Annotated in this window: 12 protein-coding genes; all 12 read left to right on the forward strand. The window is 38.1% G+C overall.

Annotation, left to right across the window (positions count from 1 at the left end; genetic code table 11):
- Positions 1 to 139 precede the first annotated feature (139 nt).
- The 12 genes from AC2SLN_RS13005 (at position 140) to neuC (ending at position 18,215) form a co-directional block, all read left to right on the forward strand.
- Positions 140 to 850, forward strand: a complete 711-nt coding sequence (locus AC2SLN_RS13005) for a succinate dehydrogenase iron-sulfur subunit (protein ID WP_486530449.1) — start codon at positions 140 to 142, stop codon at positions 848 to 850.
- Between the two features lie 733 nt (positions 851 to 1,583).
- Entirely contained in the window at positions 1,584 to 4,451 is a 2,868-nt protein-coding gene (locus tag AC2SLN_RS13010; protein WP_486549051.1) for a 2-oxoglutarate dehydrogenase E1 component, read from the forward strand.
- A gap of 206 nt (positions 4,452 to 4,657) precedes the next feature.
- Positions 4,658 to 5,893, forward strand: coding sequence for a 2-oxoglutarate dehydrogenase complex dihydrolipoyllysine-residue succinyltransferase (gene odhB / locus AC2SLN_RS13015; protein ID WP_486549050.1), 1,236 nt, complete (start codon positions 4,658 to 4,660; stop codon positions 5,891 to 5,893).
- A gap of 129 nt (positions 5,894 to 6,022) precedes the next feature.
- The gene (lpdA, locus tag AC2SLN_RS13020) at positions 6,023 to 7,480 is read left to right on the forward strand and encodes a dihydrolipoyl dehydrogenase (protein ID WP_486549049.1); all 1,458 of its coding nucleotides are present in this window, start codon (positions 6,023 to 6,025) and stop codon (positions 7,478 to 7,480) included.
- Positions 7,481 to 7,651: 171 nt separating this feature from the next.
- A complete protein-coding gene (gene sucC, locus AC2SLN_RS13025) occupies positions 7,652 to 8,830 on the forward strand; it encodes an ADP-forming succinate--CoA ligase subunit beta (RefSeq protein ID WP_486549048.1) in 1,179 nt (392 codons plus the stop codon).
- A gap of 27 nt (positions 8,831 to 8,857) precedes the next feature.
- On the forward strand, positions 8,858 to 9,733 hold the full coding sequence (gene sucD, locus AC2SLN_RS13030; RefSeq protein WP_486530444.1) for a succinate--CoA ligase subunit alpha: 876 nt from the start codon (positions 8,858 to 8,860) through the stop codon (positions 9,731 to 9,733).
- Positions 9,734 to 9,860: 127 nt separating this feature from the next.
- A complete protein-coding gene (locus AC2SLN_RS13035) occupies positions 9,861 to 13,019 on the forward strand; it encodes a capsular polysaccharide export protein, LipB/KpsS family (RefSeq protein WP_486549047.1) in 3,159 nt (1,052 codons plus the stop codon).
- A gap of 8 nt (positions 13,020 to 13,027) precedes the next feature.
- Positions 13,028 to 14,233, forward strand: a complete 1,206-nt coding sequence (locus AC2SLN_RS13040; protein WP_486549046.1) for a UDP-N-acetylglucosamine 4,6-dehydratase — start codon at positions 13,028 to 13,030, stop codon at positions 14,231 to 14,233.
- A complete protein-coding gene (locus tag AC2SLN_RS13045) occupies positions 14,233 to 15,384 on the forward strand; it encodes a LegC family aminotransferase (RefSeq protein WP_486549045.1) in 1,152 nt (383 codons plus the stop codon). Before AC2SLN_RS13040 ends, AC2SLN_RS13045 begins: the two co-directional genes overlap by 1 nt.
- Positions 15,385 to 15,386: 2 nt before the next feature.
- Entirely contained in the window at positions 15,387 to 16,043 is a 657-nt protein-coding gene (locus AC2SLN_RS13050) for an acetyltransferase (protein ID WP_486549044.1), read from the forward strand.
- A gap of 1 nt (position 16,044) precedes the next feature.
- Positions 16,045 to 17,055, forward strand: a complete 1,011-nt coding sequence (gene neuB / locus AC2SLN_RS13055; RefSeq protein WP_486549043.1) for an N-acetylneuraminate synthase — start codon at positions 16,045 to 16,047, stop codon at positions 17,053 to 17,055.
- Positions 17,049 to 18,215: a UDP-N-acetylglucosamine 2-epimerase gene (gene neuC / locus AC2SLN_RS13060; RefSeq protein ID WP_486549042.1), complete on the forward strand. Its 1,167-nt coding sequence runs from the start codon at positions 17,049 to 17,051 to the stop codon at positions 18,213 to 18,215. The genes neuB and neuC overlap by 7 nt, the downstream gene beginning before the upstream one ends.
- Positions 18,216 to 18,244 lie beyond the last annotated feature (29 nt).

Raw genomic sequence — 18,244 nt, forward strand, 5'->3', positions numbered from 1 at the left:
GCACTCTTATTTATATGAAATGTATCGTATACATTTTATTAGCATCATTTAAATTTAATTTTTGATTTAGTAGAGCTGTCGATTCAAAATAACTTTCTTTAATTGATTGAACAGTTTTACACCGTGTGGAGTTAGCACTATGAGCAGAGGTAGTCGCACCATTGAGTTATACCGCTACGACCCTGATAAGGACGCAGCCCCTTACATGCAAACTTATACGATTGAGCTTTTAGACTCTGATCGTATGTTGCTTGATGTATTATTACGTTTAAAAAAGCAGGATGAATCCATTACCTTCAGACGTTCTTGTCGTGAAGGTATATGCGGTTCTGATGGCATGAACATTAATGGTAAAAATGGTTTAGCGTGTTTAATCAATATGAACACCCTACCTGAGAAAATTACCATTCGCCCCTTACCGGGTTTGCCTGTTGTACGTGATTTAGTAGTAGATATGAACCAGTTCTATGAGCAGTATGAAAAAGTTCATCCTTACTTAATTAATGATCAGCCTGCTCCGCCAACCGAACGTCTTCAATCTCCGGAAGAGCGTGAAAAGTTAAATGGGCTATATGAGTGTATTTTATGTGCTTGCTGCTCAACGAGCTGCCCATCTTTCTGGTGGAATCCTGATAAATTTCTAGGCCCATCAGCATTATTAAATGGCTATCGTTTTGTGGCCGATAGCCGTGATACTGATACGCGAGCACGTTTATCGCGCCTAGATGATCCGTTCAGCTTATTCCGTTGTCGAGGAATTATGAACTGTGTAGCGGTTTGTCCTAAAGGTCTGAATCCCACTAAAGCAATTGGCCATCTACGTAACCTTCTACTTGATCAGGCGGGCTAAAGAGCTTGAAAATATTTTTAGTTATAATTACGTGATTAGTACAGGCCTCTATTTGTTAATAGAGGTCTTTTTTTGATAAGATTAGCACATTGATAACTAATATTTATTTATAAAATAATTTATAAAATAATGACATTTGAACAAAGAATCGACCTCATAAGCGGTTACATGTTACTCTTACATTAACCATATAAAAGACTTCCAAACCCCTTATAATAATGAGGCTTTTAGGGGTTGTCTATGATTGTATCATGTATACCATTATGCTGAACCAGTGGGGACATTTTTAACCAAATAGCCTGTATAATATAATAAACCACTATTTAAAGTATGATGAATGCGCAAGACATTTATAATTTTATAATTATTAAATGTTTTACTTTTGCAAAGCGTTTCTTCTATATAGATAAATAATGGTTCTACCTGCAAGCATTTTTAAAGTAATTTTTAATACGCATCTATTTTGTCGCCTCTAGAGTGATAAATTATATTAATAATAGCGATAAAGGAATTAAAAGTAGTAATACAAGATAGGAGCGAGAAAATTAGAAAATCTATGAATTATAACTATCTATATTAGCTTACTAATTATATTAACGTACTAACTCATATCAAATGTATTTATAACAACGTAGCGATTAATGTAACTATCGACCTATCTATTACTGTAGCTAACAAGGTAAATTCATTAACAATTAAACTCTAAAACAAAAATGAAATGGCTGTGAATACTATGACTAAAGGTAATATATCATCTGATGCAACTGAGCTTGCAGGGGATAATGCAAGTTATATTGAGGCTCTTTATGAGCATTATCTACAAAATCCAGACAATGTAGATAATGAATGGCAAGACTATTTTAAACAATACAATACAGGCAATGATGCTCAGCATCAAAGTATTCAAGAGCAATTCTTGCTACTTGCTCGTAATCAATCGAATTCTAAATACGTTGGTTCGCCTGTAACTTCCAACACTGAAGTTAGTGGATGTTTAGATCCAAAACAAATGGGTGTTCAGAAGCTTATTTCAGCCTATCGTCGTCGTGGTCATCGCCGTGCACAGCTAGATCCCCTCAACTTGACTGTCAGAGATAAGGTTGAAGATTTATCACTTAATTTTCATGGTTTATCTGAGGCGGACTTAGATACTGTATATCCCACAAGTGATTTAAATATTGGTAAATCAGAAGCTACTCTACGTGAAATTGTGGAGATTATGGAACGTGTTTATTGCAATCATATTGGTATTGAATATATGCACGTTACCACCAGTACTGAAAAACGCTGGTTTGAAAACTATATGGAAAGTAACTTAGGCCATATCGAGTTTGATACGGAAAAACGCCGATCAATCTTAGAACGTTTAACTGCTGCCGAAGGCCTAGAGAAATATTTGGCTCGGAAATATACAGGGGTAAAACGTTTTGGACTTGAAGGCGGTGAAAGCTTTATTCCTGCCGTCCATGAAATCATTCAACGTGCAGGTGGATATGGTACCAAAGAAATTGTTATTGGTATGGCGCATCGTGGACGCTTGAACCTGCTAGTGAATATTTTAGGTAAAAACCCTGCTGATTTGTTTGATGAATTTGATGGAAAAGTAATGCCTGAAAAAGGTTCAGGCGATGTTAAATATCATAATGGTTATTCATCAAATGTAATGACACCGGGCGGAGAGGCTCATTTAGCGTTGGCATTTAACCCGTCGCATCTTGAAATCGTGTCGCCTGTGTTGGAGGGGTCTGTTCGTGCACGTCAAGCACGTCGATTTGATACCGATGGTAATCTAGTACTACCGCTGGTTGTCCATGGGGATGCAGCAATCGCAGGCCAAGGGGTGGTACAAGAAACTTTCCAAATGTCTCAAACGCGTGCCTACACAACTGGTGGTACTGTTCATATTGTGATTAACAACCAAGTGGGCTTTACTACCAGCCGTAAAGAAGATGCACGTTCAACTGAATATTGTACTGATATTGCCAAAATGGTGCATGCGCCAATTTTACATGTCAACGGCGATGATCCTGAAGCAGTCGTCTTTGCAGCACAAATGGCGTTAGATTATCGTCATGAATTTCATAAAGATATTGTCATTGATCTATTCTGCTATCGTCGTAATGGACATAATGAAGCAGATGAACCTTCAGCCACTCAGCCGCTAATGTATTCAGTTATTAAGAAGCTACCAACAACTCGTACGATTTATGCCAAACAATTGATTGAAGAGGGCATAATTACAGCTGAGGATGAAAAAGCGCTTGAGGATGAATATCGCGAAGCGCTTGATAAAGGTGATTACGTTGTTAACTCTTTAGTACGTGAACCAAATGAAGAGTTATTTGTTGATTGGAAGCCTTATTTAGGTCATGACCTAGTGGATGACTACGATACAAGTGTTGATATTGAGAAACTCAAAGAATACGGTCGTCGTATGGCAACGTTGCCAGAGGGTTTTAAACTTCAACGCCAAGTTAAAAAGGTTGTTGAGCAGCGTCTTGCCATGCAAACGGGTGAAGAGCCGCTAAACTGGGGCGCTGCTGAAACTTTAGCCTATGCCACTTTAGTTGAAGAAGACTATTTGGTTCGTATTACAGGTGAAGATGTTGGTCGTGGTACATTTTCACATCGGCATTCTGAGCTCTTTAATATAGAAAATGGTGATATGTATGTCCCATTAGCTCACCTTAGTGATACACAAGCTCGTTTTGCAACCTTTAATTCGCTGCTATCAGAAGAGGCAGTATTAGCATTCGAATATGGCTATGCGACCACTGTGCCTAAAGCCTTGATTATTTGGGAAGCGCAGTTTGGAGATTTTGTCAACGGTGCACAGGTTGTTATTGACCAATTTATCTCAAGTGGCGAGACCAAATGGCAACGGGTTTGTGGTCTGACCATGTTGTTACCCCATGGCTTTGAAGGTCAGGGGCCTGAGCATTCATCTGCCCGTCTTGAGCGCTTCTTACAATTGTGTGCAGAAGATAATATGCAAGTTATCACACCTACAACGCCTGCTCAGATATTCCATGCTCTGCGTCGTCAGGTAGTAAGGCCAATTCGTAAACCTTTGATAGTTATGTCTCCTAAGAGCTTATTACGTCATAAACTGGCCACTTCTAAATTAGATGAGCTGGCCAATGGCAAATTTGAAACGGTTCTGCCTGAACTGGATAAGCTCGATAATGATAAAGTAACTCGTTTGGTTATGTGTGGGGGTAAGGTTTACTATGACTTGTTACAACAGCGCCGAGAGCTTGGTCTGGATCATGTCGCTATCGTGCGTATAGAGCAACTTTATCCACTTCCAGAGCAAAGAATGGTTCAAGAGGTTAAAAAGTACAGCAATCTTGAACAAATTGTCTGGTGTCAAGAAGAGCCACTTAATCAGGGCGCTTGGTATTACTTGGCACCTCATATGTACCGTATTTTTGGTCCACAAGGCGACAATGAACCACGCGTGACTAAAGCTAAAATAGTTGACCCTGTCGCCCGTCCTGCTTCTGCAGCGCCAGCGACAGGTCTACCTTCTATTCATGCTCGTCAACAAAATGAGCTGGTTGCTGGGGGCCTAGGCATAGATGTAGAGCAGTTGAAGTAAAGGAATAAAAGGTCTAAGCAGGCAACTGATTAGACCTTTAAATCTACAGTAATTATCCAGACCTAGTTAAGTTTTATTCGTAATAGTTGAAAGGTTTAAGGTTAAGAGTAAGTAATTTGTCTGCAAGCATAATAAACAATGTACTTATCTTTAAAAACATAAATAGTCATAAATAACACCATATTAATATAACAGGAGCAATTCCCATGGCAGATATTAAAGCGCCAGTATTCCCAGAGTCAGTCGCTGACGGCACTATTGTTGAATGGCATGTAAGTGAGGGCGATCAAGTAAACCGTGATGACATTTTAGCTGAAATTGAAACAGATAAAGTGGTATTAGAAGTGGTTGCACCTGATGATGGTGTGGTTACTAAAATCGTTAAACAAGTCGATGATACAGTTCTTTCTGATGAATTGATTGGTGAGTTTGAAGCGGGCGCCAGTGGCAATACCGATTCTGAGCCTGCTGTCGACCCCGATCAACCTGCTGCCCCTGTACAAGAAAAGCCTGCATCTGATGGTGGCGAGCCGCAACAAGCTAAAGTAGATGAAAAGGATTTAAAAGATCAAAGTCCAGCAGTACGTAAAGCTGCCAAAGAATCAGGAATTGATCCGAAACAAGTTGAAGGCAGTGGTCGTGGGGGTCGTGTAACCAAACAAGACATGTCTAGCCCAACACTAAAAGCAGACAGTTCTATCAAATCTGACAGTGGTCGTCCTGTTGCTGAGTCAGTAGGTGAGCGCACTGAAAAGCGTGTGCCAATGACACGTCTACGCAAGCGTGTGGCTGAACGTCTATTATCAGCGACACAAGAAACGGCAATGTTGACGACGTTCAATGAAGTAAACATGAAACCATTAATGGATCTGCGTGCTAAGTACAAAGAAGCATTTGAGAAACGCCACGGCACGCGCCTAGGTTTTATGTCTATGTTCGTGAAAGCTGCAACCGAAGCTTTAAAACGTTTCCCAGCGGTTAATGCTTCGATTGATGGAGATGATATTATTTATCATGGCTATTATGACATTGGGGTTGCGGTATCTTCAGATCGTGGTCTGGTGGTTCCTGTTCTACGTGACACTGATCGAATGAGCATGGCTGATGTAGAAGCTGGTATTCGCGAATTTGCTGGCAAGGCACGCGATGGTAAGTTGTCTTTAGAAGAGATGACTGGAGGTACATTCACTATCACTAATGGTGGTGTATTTGGATCTTTAATGTCAACGCCCATCTTGAATCCACCACAAACTGCTATTTTGGGTATGCATGCTATTAACGATCGTCCTATGGCAGTAGATGGTAAAGTTGAAATTCTGCCAATGATGTATCTAGCATTATCCTACGACCATCGTATGATTGATGGTAAGGATGCAGTACAGTTCTTAGTGACTATCAAAGAGCTCGTAGAAGACCCCGCAATGTTACTATTAGACCTGTAAGGTCAACAGGCTTGTATCGGACAATCTGATACAAGCTTTTTTCATTATGATGTGATGATTAACCATCATTTTATAATCTAAAACATAAAAACAATGACACTTGACATTATTTAACTAACGGAATAAAAAATGAAAAATAATTATGATTTAGTCGTGATAGGTGGTGGTCCAGGCGGTTACGAAGCGGCCATTCGTGCAGGTCAACTGGGTATGACTGTTGCATGTATCGAAAAACGTGTTTATAAAGGCGAGCCTGCATTAGGCGGTACTTGTTTAAACGTTGGTTGTATCCCATCAAAAGCATTGCTTGACTCATCGCATCGCTATGAAGCAACCAAGCATGAGTTAGAAGACCATGGCATCACTACTGGCGATGTAAAGATTGATGTTGCCAAAATGATTGAACGTAAAGAAAGCATTGTTAAGCAATTAACCGGCGGTGTTGCGATGTTGCTTAAAGGCAATGGCGTCGATTGGTTACAAGGCTGGGGTACTTTAGTTGATGGTAAAGGCGATGAGAAAAAAGTTAAATTTACCGCACTTGAAGATGAGTCTGAAACGACCATTACGGCTAAAAACGTTATTTTAGCAGCCGGTTCAGTGCCAATTGATATTCCAGTTGCGCCAGTTAATAACGAAGAAGGCATTATTGTTGATTCAACGGGTGCCTTAGACTTTACTGAAGTACCTAAGCGCTTGGGTGTGATTGGTGCGGGTGTTATCGGTCTTGAGCTTGGTTCTGTGTGGCGTCGTTTAGGTTCAGAAGTGGTTATTTATGAAGCCCTACCTGAGTTTCTAGCTGCCGCTGACAAAGACATCTCTAAAGAAGCGGGTAAGCTACTTAAAAAGCAAGGTCTAGATATTCGTGTGGATACCAAAGTAACCAATGCTGAAGTAAAAGATGGTCAAGTCATGGTTACCAGTGAAAAAGGTGGCGAATCTTCTGAGGAGATCTTTGATAAGCTAATCGTTTGTGTCGGTCGCCGTGCCTATTCTGAAAAATTATTAGCTGAAGACTGCGGTATCAAGTTAACAGAACGTGGGTTGGTTGAGGTTAATGAGCAATGTAAAACTAACCTTGATGGCGTATATGCCATTGGCGACTTAGTGCGTGGTCCAATGCTGGCTCATAAAGCTATGGAAGAGGGTATGATGGCAGTTGAGCGCATTCATGGCGAAAAAGCGCAAGTTAACTATGACACCATTATCAATGTTATCTATACTCATCCCGAAATTGCATGGGTTGGTTTGACTGAGCAAGAGGCTAAGGATCAGGGCTATGACGTTAAGACTGGTTCATTTAACTTAGCAGCTAATGGTCGTGCTTTAGCGCAAGGCGAAGGTCAAGGTTCAATCAAAGTAGTGGCTGACGCTAAAACTGACCGCCTGCTAGGTATGCACGCTATTTCTGCTGGTGCCGGTGATATTGTTCATCAGGGTATGATTGCGATGGAGTTTGTATCTAGTATTGAAGACTTACAACTCATGACGTTTGCTCATCCAACGATTAGCGAAGCTGTACATGAAGCCGCTCTTTCTGCGGATGGCCGCGCTATTCATGCTATCCAACGTAAAAAACGTAAATAGCACATTAAAATAGACAGTACTTTAAAAATAGTAGAGTAAATAGAGTTTAACTATTTTCGTTGTTTTTATATGCCATACGCATTACAAAGACCTTGGTTTAATAGGATAAAAACGACAACATCTTAATCAGGGTCATTTTGTGATCTGGACTAACCTAAAAGGGGAAACTTCATGAATTTACATGAATATCAAGCAAAAGAACTACTAGCCAGCTATGGCTTGCCTATCCAAAAAGGAACCATTGCTTATAATGGAGATGAAGCTGCTGCTGCATTTGATAAGAACCCAACGGATATCGCAGTCATTAAAGCTCAGGTTCACGCTGGTGGCCGCGGTAAGGCTGGCGGGGTTAAGCTGGTTAAGACTCGTGAAGAAGCTAAAGCGGTAGCAGAAGAGCTGATTGGTAAAAATTTAGTAACGTATCAAACCGATAGCGATGGTCAACCAGTCAACTTCGTCTTGGTTGCTGAAGACATGTATCCAGTACGCACGGAGCTTTATCTTGGCGCAGTAGTTGATCGTGCAACCCGCCGTGTCACTTTCATGGCATCCACAGAAGGTGGGGTTGAAATTGAGAAAGTAGCCGCTGAAACGCCTGAGAAAATCTTTAATATTACCGTTGATCCATTAGTCGGATTGATGCCTTATCAAGCCCGAGAAGTTGCTTTTAAACTGGGTTTAGAAGGTAAGCAAGTGAGTCAGTTTGTCAAGCTTATGACCGGTGCATATAAAGCATTTGTAGAAAATGACTTCGAAATGATTGAGATTAATCCATTAGCTGTGCGTGAAAACGGTGAGTTAGCGTGTGTTGATGGAAAGATTGGTGTTGATTCAAATGCCCTGTTCCGTCAACCAAAAATTGCTGAGTTGCATGACCCTTCGCAAGAAAATGAGCGTGAGTTAAAAGCTGCTGAGTTTGATCTAAACTATGTTGCCCTTGAAGGTAATATTGGATGTATGGTTAATGGTGCGGGTCTTGCTATGGCCACAATGGATATCATTAAACTATATGGCGGTAAACCAGCCAACTTCTTAGATGTTGGCGGCGGGGCAACTAAAGACCGTGTTGTTGAAGCGTTTAAAATCATTTTAGAGGATGACAGTGTTGAAGGTGTGTTAATTAACATCTTTGGTGGGATTGTGCGCTGCGACATGATTGCAGAAGCCATTATTGCTGCTGTGAAAGAAGTCAATGTTACCGTGCCTGTTGTAGTTCGCTTAGAAGGTAATAACGCTGAAAAAGGTGCCCAGTTACTAGAAGAGTCTGATGTTAAGCTGACTTCAGCTCAAGGTTTATCAGACGCTGCGCAAAAGATTGTTTCTGCGGTTGGAACCAACATTGTTGACTAAATAAGTGATCATAATCAGGAGTATATAATGAGTGTATTAATCAATAAAGACACCAAAGTATTGGTGCAAGGTTTTACGGGCAACAATGGTACTTTCCATTCTAAACAAGCTATTGAATATGGTACTAAAGTTGTTGGTGGGGTAACACCTGGTAAAGGCGGCCAAACTCACTTAGGTTTGCCTGTTTTCAATACGATGAAAGAAGCTATGGAAGCGACGAATGCGGACGCTTCTGTCATATATGTGCCAGCGCCATTTGTACTAGATTCAATTGTCGAAGCAGTAGATTCAGGTGTCAAGCTGATCGTTGTTATTACTGAAGGTGTACCTACTTTAGACATGCTTAAAGCGAAGCGTTACATCGAGCAAGCAGGTGATGTAAAAATGGTCGGTCCAAACTGCCCAGGCGTTATCACACCAGGCGAATGTAAAATTGGTATCATGCCAGGTCATATTCATCAGCCCGGTAAAGTGGGTATCATCTCACGCTCTGGTACACTAACCTATGAGGCGGTTGCACAAACCACTAAGCTTGGCTTCGGTCAGTCGACGTGTATCGGTATTGGTGGCGACCCTATTCCAGGCATGAACCAAATCGATTGCTTGAAAATGTTCCAAGATGACCCACAGACTGAAGCTATCGTGCTTATTGGTGAAATCGGCGGTACCGCTGAAGAAGCCGCTGCTGCTTACATCAAAGATCATGTGACAAAACCTGTTATCGGCTATATTGCTGGGGTTACAGCCCCTAAAGGTAAACGTATGGGGCATGCTGGTGCCATCATTTCGGGCGGTAAAGGGACTGCAGAAGAGAAGTTTAAAGCATTTGAAGATGCAGGTATTGCTTATACCCGTGATCCCTCTAAAATTGGTGAAATGGTTAAAGAAGTTACTGGTTGGTAGGCATAACTATCTAGCTATAATCTGACGAGCTGTAGAGTTTTATTGATAAGATGTTAAATTTCCTTGATACTGTAAACATAACACCCCTATAATGGGGTGTTTTTTATTTGAAATGGTAATTGCTTTTATGAAAGAGAAAATCTTTAACAAAGTTAAAAAAATTAAAAAGTCAATCAATGCTACACATATTGCTAATAGTCTTATAGAAGCACAGATAGATGCAATAAAGTTAAGTAGGAATATTAGAAACAAAGCGCAAATAACTACACATTATGCGTTAAATCCAAGAGCTCCATTTGCTTTAGTTTTCAATGTTGCTCCTTGGAAGAGAGGTTATATAAGAAGCTATCTGTCAGATTATAAATTAATTTTTGTTGGTTTAAATGACAGTTTAGATAAGTATCAGAGTCTGGTTGGACTTGCAAATGTTGTAATAATTGTGTGGGGAAGATCTGTTCTTGCACATATTAGAGATTTTAGTTGCAGGAATGAGTTGCCAATTTATCATATTGAGGATGGATTTATTAGGTCAATAGGACTAGGCGCTAACCATATTGCACCTATGTCGATATGTTTAGATAAAGCAGGTATATATTTTGATGCAAATAAACCTTCAGATTTGGAAATATTACTCAACACATATGACTTTCATAAAGACAATGAGCTGATACTCAAAGCTCAAGAACTAATGGAACAAGTTAGATTAAATAATATAAGTAAATACAACCTTCCTGATACAACTATATCGGATAATATCTATGGTCCTAAAGCCAAGCCTAGAATTCTAGTAATAGGCCAAGTTGAAGATGATCAGTCATTAATATATGGATGTAAAAATATTCCAACAAATTTAGATTTGCTTAAAGTTGCTGTGCAAGAAAATCCAGATGCTCAAATTATCTATAAAAAACATCCTGATATTTTGTATGGTAAACGTAAAGAGCTATCAGATATTACTGAATTGAGTGATTTTATTGATGTCATACATGTAGAGATGACTTTAATGGATGCATTAAATCAGGTAGATAGGGTATATACAATGACTTCATTAGCCGGTTTTGAAGCATTGTTACATGGTATACCTGTTACTACTATAGGTGCTCCATTTTATAGTGGATGGGGACTGACAGATGATAGGTATGTGATACCGAGAAGAAAAAGAAAGCTAAGCTTAGTTCAAGTTTTTGCAGCTGCGTATATTTTGTATCCAAGATACCGCAGTTTTGATGCTCTATCAAAGAGTACCTTGCAGAATACTATTCAATATATAGTTAATAATAAGCATGGAAAACGGCTTGCCCAGTCTGATAGTAAATTTGATTATCTGACTTTCTATAATCTTCATACTAAAATGAGGGTAGATAATAGACTTATTACAAATTTAAATTTTAATAATATTGCTTTGATATCTGATTCCATTGACTCCTTAAATGTTGCTGAGTCAATTGCCTTATCAAGTAATATGAAAGTTAGTTTATTGACTACTAGAGAAAAGCTATCAAATAATGAAGCTATGGTCAGTGCATCGAGAATTATGGATGAAGATAAAAAGGTGGATATAACTTCTATTCACAAACGCTACAGTGTTCCGCTGTCTCATATGGAGTCTGAAACTGTTAGCATAGCTAACAATATGGCGGAAAGCTTAAAAGAGGTATTAAATGAGACTTTTGCAGATTTCTTAAATGGAGATACATTAGACTACTTGGCACTTGGATTAATAGATTACTGTTACTTTGATATTTTAAGATTCTTAAGCATGAGAGAAGTAGTAAAAGACTTTGATAGTGTATTGGTATACTTGGAAGATCCTATTACTAATCAGGATATTATAGACAGCATTCAATATCACTCAAAATTAAAAGAAAAAGAAAATAAAGTTTTTCTATCTGTAAAGGGTAAAAAGTTTAGAGAAATTTTTGATAGAGAAAAAAGTAACTTAAAATTAAAATCTAGTTGTAGTCTGTCAGAAGCAAGATTAATAGCAGCAAAATATTGGTATGACATTAGTGATAAAGAATTTCACGGCAAGCCACTTTCTGAAAATTGTGTTTTAGTTTGTGGAAATACGCAGAATAATAACTATGCTTACTCTCCAGCTACTAAGAGAATCTTGGATGTTATTAATGAAAACTTTCTGGGTGACATCGTATTTGTAAGCTCTGCTCTCACAAACGAAACAATCGTAAATGACTTTAAAAAGGATTTTCTAGAAGAGTCCTTCCATCCAAAGGCGAAGATTTATAATATAGCTACACATAACTATATTAATAAATACGGTAATAAGTACGAGAAATATAGTACTTTATTCACAAATATTTTGCCTGAGCTAGTATTAGAGAGAAGTTCGGTATCGATTCCTATCGAGTTACTTACTATTATAGAAAACAGAATTGTGAAATACTGTAGTTCGCTACAGCCTATGATTGCTTTGACTGTTGATGTACTTAGAATGGTTAATAATGTATCTATATTTTACACCTCAATGGAAAGAGCAACTGTTTCTAAAGTTATTACTTCTATCTGCCAAGAAAATAACATACCTACCATTGGTATACAGCCTCAAATTATCTCTATGTCTAAACGTTATTCTGCTCCTGTAGTTGATAAAATGGGAGTTATTGACGAAGGTCAAAAAAACATCTTGGTAAATTTCGGTTATGGGTCACGAAAGGTAAATACTATTGGATCTATCAATATTATTGATAGACTATTAATGATGGAGGAGTATGCAGATGAAGCTGAAACTTACGATATCTTATTTGCGATGCAACATTCAACAAAAGATTTAATGATGCCTGTTATAGAAGCACTTAAAAATATTGCAGAGAGTCATGACTTGAAAATTGTTATTAAGCCACACCCTCATCAGGAACTGCCAATTTATTATAAAGTTCGTAGTGAGTTTGCAGATTCAGAGCGTGTTAAAGTACTTTCCAAAGAGAGCGATACCTACTTATGGCTAGCACGTTCTAAAATAGTGGTAGGAATGTTTAGTAGTGTTTTATTAGAGGCAGCCTGCTATGGGAAAGATGTGATTGTTGCCGCGTTTGGAGATTTAGATGAGTCTATAAACATGTCTAATCAAGGTATAGCTCTCAACGTTACCTGTCATGAAGAATTAGAAAAGACTATTTTAGATTTATTGAATCATGAAAGTAATTGGCGGGAACTGCAAAGTTCAAGAAAAAGCTATCTAGATAGAAATCCTCAGTTCAAAAAACCTTTTAATACAGATGTATTCGACAGCTTTATTAAAAGCAGCTTATCAACAATAATGAAATAGGATGTGTAATGAATAATATTTTGAATTTAATTGGACGACAAACTAGGCTTTTCGATAAAGATATTAGTGGTAATGAAGCAGAACTAACCTCAACGATTAATAATTCAACATTTCTGGTTATTGGTGGCGCAGGATCAATCGGTCAAGCAGTGACTAAAGAGATTTTTAAAAGACAACCAAAAAAACTTCATGTTGTCGATATTAGTGAAAATAATTTAGTAGAGCTGGTTAGAGACTTACGTAGTAGCTATGGCTATATCGATGGGGACTTTCAAACATTTGCTTTAGATATCGGTTCGCTTGAGTACGATGCCTTTATAGAAAGTGATGGTAAATACGACTATGTTTTAAATTTATCTGCTCTTAAACATGTGCGTAGTGAAAAAGATCCTTTCACACTAATGAGAATGATTAATGTAAATATATTTAATACTGAAAAAACAATTAAGCAGTCCATTAAAAAGGGTACTAAAAAGTATTTTTGCGTATCAACGGATAAAGCTGCGAATCCAGTTAACATGATGGGTGCTAGTAAGCGCATTATGGAAATGTTTTTGTTGAAATACTCAGAGCAGATTGAGATTTCAACGGCTAGATTTGCAAATGTTGCTTTCAGTGATGGATCGCTACTTCATGGTTTTGATCAAAGAATCAAGAAAAATCAGCCTATTGTTGCTCCTTCTGATATTAGACGCTATTTTGTAACACCTCAAGAGTCCGGTGAGTTGTGTTTGATGTCATGTATTTTTGGTAAAAAGGGTGATATTTTCTTTCCAAAATTAAGTGAAGAGCTTCATTTGATTACCTTTTCTGACATTGCAATTAAGTATTTGCATAGTAAAGGTCTGACGCCACATCTATGTAAATCTGAAGATGAGGCTAGAGACTATTTTGGCAGCCATACTCAGTTAAACGGCAATACTTGGCCCTGCTTATTCACTGAAAGTGATACGACTGGCGAAAAAGATTTTGAAGAATTCTATACAGAAAAAGAAGCTCTAGACTTTAACACCTTTCATAACCTAGGTGTCATCAAGAATACTGCAAATGTGAATAAGGATTTAACAGATAAGCTCGAGCATTTCACAAATGAAATTAATCGAATGCAATCTTCACTCACTTGGACAAAAGATGAAATTGTGAAGTTATTCTTTTACATGTTGCCTGAGTTCGGTCATAAAGAAACTGGCAAATACTTAGATGGAAAAATGTAATGCAGGATCATATTATTGGGTTTGTTAGAGAGCATTATAAAACAAATGAATTTATTCCATTGCATGAGCCTAGATTTGATCATAGGGAAGAAGAGCTTGTCTTAAATACTATTAAAAGCACATTTGTTTCAAGTGTTGGCAAATATGTAGACGAATTTGAATATGGGCTCAAAGATTATACAAATGCTACCAAAGTAATCGCAGTAGTAAATGGCACGAGTGCCCTATACGCCGCGCTTTATCATTGTGGTGTGGGCATTAATGATATTGTGATTACCCAAGCATTAACCTTTGTTGCGACTGCTAATGCTGTCAATCAATTACATGCAAAATGTGCTTTTGTCGATGTTTCAAAAGATACATTGGGTATGTGTCCTGATTCATTGGATAAGTTCTTAGATAGCAATGCTATATTAAATGATGATGGAAAATGCTATTTAAAAGGAACGGGTCAGCAGATTAAGGCGGTTGTCCCAATGCATACATTTGGGCATCCGGTTGAAATTAATGCTATCTCTAAGATATGTGACAAATGGCATTTAAATTTAGTCGAAGATGCCGCTGAGTCACTAGGATCCTATTATAAGGATCAGCACACTGGAACTTTTGGTCGTTATGGGGTACTAAGTTTTAATGGTAATAAAATTATAACGACTGGTGGAGGAGGGGCAGTTTTATGCCGCTCAGAAGAAGATGGTAAGGATTTAAAGTACATTACCACGACCGCTAAACAGCCCCACCCATACAAATTTTTTCATGATAAGGCGGGTTTTAACTTTAGACTGCCAAATTTAAATGCTGCATTGGGCTGTGCGCAACTTGAAAAACTTGCTACGTTTGTTGAGAACAAAAGAGCGCTTGCGAATGACTATGCACAATTATTTAGCAACTCGCCATATGAATTTGTTAAAGAACCTGAATATGCACGTTCAAATTATTGGTTAAATGCAATAGTCTGTGAAGATATGGCGGCAAGAGATAACTTATTAGAGTATACAAATAAAAATGGTGTTATGACACGCCCAGTATGGGAATTAATGAGCGACTTACCAATGTATTCTGATTGTATCAAAACTAACCTAGATAATAGCAGGTGGTTTGCCCAAAGATTAGTTAACTTACCGAGTAGTGTAGTAGTTGAAGGCCAATGATGATGAATCAAGTAATTGATAAGTCTATAGACTTTATTCTTGTGGGAGGAGGAGGTCATTGCTGCTCCTGCATAAACTCCATAATTAAATCTGGCAATAATGTAGTAGGAATTATTGATGGAAATATCGAAGGCGAAGTATTAAGCTTTCCTGTGTTAGGTGGTGACGAGGATATACCGCGTTTACTGTCAGATTATCCATACGCTACATGCATTGTTACGGTAGGTATGATAAAGGCTAATTCTCGGTTAAGAAAAAAGTTGTATGACAACTTATTAGCTAAAGAGGCAGTGAGAAATTCGGTTATTGCTAAATCTGCCTGTATATCTCCATTTGCCCAAATTGGTAAAGGAAGTGTGATATTGGAATCAGCATGTATTAATGCAAATGCGGTAATAGGCGATAATGTAATTGTTAATACGGCTGCTATAGTAGAACATGATAGCTTCATAGGTAGCCATACGCATGTTTCAACGGGTGCAATAATAAATGGTGGTGTCAAAGTTGGAGAGAATTGTATGATAGGCTCAGGGTCAATTATCTTACAGGGAGTTGAAATAGCTGCTCATTCTACGATTGGTGCCGGATCTGTAGTAACAAAAGATATTAGTGAAGCAGGAACCTGGTTTGGTAGTCCTGCAAGAAAAAAGGAAGGTTAGCATGTGGGCTAAAAGGTGTTTTATTATTGCAGAAGCCGGGGTTAATCATAACGGTAAAGTTGAAAAAGCTTATGAGTTAATTGATGCTGCTATTGATGCAAAGGTTGATGCTGTTAAGTTTCAAACGTTTCAGGCAGACTCATTAGTTACTAAATCAGCCAAAATGGCTGATTATCAGAAAAACAACTTAGGGTATTCAGATAGTCAACATCAAATGTTAAAAAAATTAGAACTCCCTGCTTCTGTATTGTATCAGATGAAAGAATATGCAGAAAAAAAAGGGCTGTTATTGTTTTCAACCGCTTTTGATATGCATAGTATTCGGTTTTTGAAAGAACTAGATATAGGCGTTTGGAAAATCCCTTCAGGAGAAATAACTAATCTCCCATATTTGCAAGAAATTGCTAAGATTAATAAGCCAATTATATTATCAACTGGCATGGCAAATCTTGCTGAAATTGAGGCAGCTTTACAGGTGTTGTTAGATGCGGGTCGCAAAAGGAATGAAATTTGCATTTTGCATTGCAATACTGAATACCCAACGCCGTGGCAAGACGTGAATTTAAGGGCAATGCCTGTCCTAGGTAGTGCTTTTGGAACGGATTATGGCTATTCAGATCATACTAAGGGTGTTGAGGTTCCCATAGCCGCCGTAGCAATGGGTGCTAAAGTCATAGAAAAACATTTTACTTTAGACAAAAAGCTCCCAGGTCCGGATCATAAAGCCTCAATAGAGCCAGATGAACTTAAATTGCTGGTTAATTCAATACGAAATATTGAAGCTGCATTAGGAGAAACAATTAAAAAGCCCTCACCTTCTGAGCTGAAAAATAAACCTATTGCGCGGAAAAGTATTATCGCGGTTAGTGACATAAAAAAAGGCGATGTAATTGTTGAGGATATGATAGCAGCTAAGCGACCTGGAGATGGTATATCTCCTATGTTTTGGTATGATGTCGTTGGCTCTACGGCATCAAAAAACTATACTGTAGGAGAAAAAATTGAATGGTAATCAAAGCGTGTGTAGTTACTGCAACTAGGGCAGAATATGGGTTATTAAAGCCTCTGATTGAGGCTCTGGAGCATTCAGAACAATTCAAGTTACAGTTGTTAGTAACGGGAACACATTTATCTAATGAATTTGGAATGACTTGGAAAGTAATCGAGAAAGATGGCTTTACCATTGATTATAAAGTTGAAATGTTATTAGGCAGTGATACTCCAGTTGCAGTATCTAAAAGTTTGGGCTTAATGTGCATTGGTTTAGCAGATGCATTCGAATCTTTAAAGCCTGACTTTATTGTAGTTTTGGGTGACAGATATGAAATGGTAGGAGTAGCTACGATTGCTAATTTATTTAATCTTCCTATTGTCCATATTCATGGAGGAGAAATAACTCAGGGCGCATTAGATGATAACTTCCGCCATGCAATTACCAAATTAAGCCACCTCCATTTTACTTCTACATACGACTACCGCCAAAGAATAATACAGTTAGGAGAGGACCCTGATCAGGTGTTAAGTGTTGGTGCGATAGGAATAGATAACATTAGAAATATGCAATTGTTGACTCATGAGGAGTTAGCGAAATCTTTAGAGACAGATTTATCTGTACCGTATTTTTTAGTGACCTATCATCCTGCTACTGTTGGTTCTTCAGATATAGATATAGATATAGAAATTGATAATCTGATTATATCACTGCTGGCTATACCAAACACTCAGTCTATTATTACCCTTTCAAATGCTGATGTTGGTGGAAGACAGATAAATCAGAGACTTAAATACTGGCAAGAGCAATACCCAGAGCGAATTGCGCTTTTTACTTCTCTTGGACAATTAAGATATTTATCCGCTGTCAAATATTGTATTGCTGTAGTAGGCAACTCATCAAGTGGTATTATTGAAGCGCCGTCTTTAAAACGACCCACGGTTAATATTGGGAATAGGCAAAAAGGCAGAACTCAAGCAGACTCAGTTATTAATTGTCCAGTAGCTATTGACAGTATTACTCAAGCTTTAAAAACTGCTATATCTGAAGACTGCCAATTAAAAGCATCAAAAGTCGTAAACCCCTATGGAGAAGGTAAGACGACACCAAAAATCATGAATCGATTAAAAAAAACCGATTGGTCCTCTATAACTGATAAAGAATTTTACGATATAAAATAACGTGATCCTAAGATTTTATTAAAAGGAAT

This window comes from Psychrobacter sp. CX90, assembly GCF_057396305.2.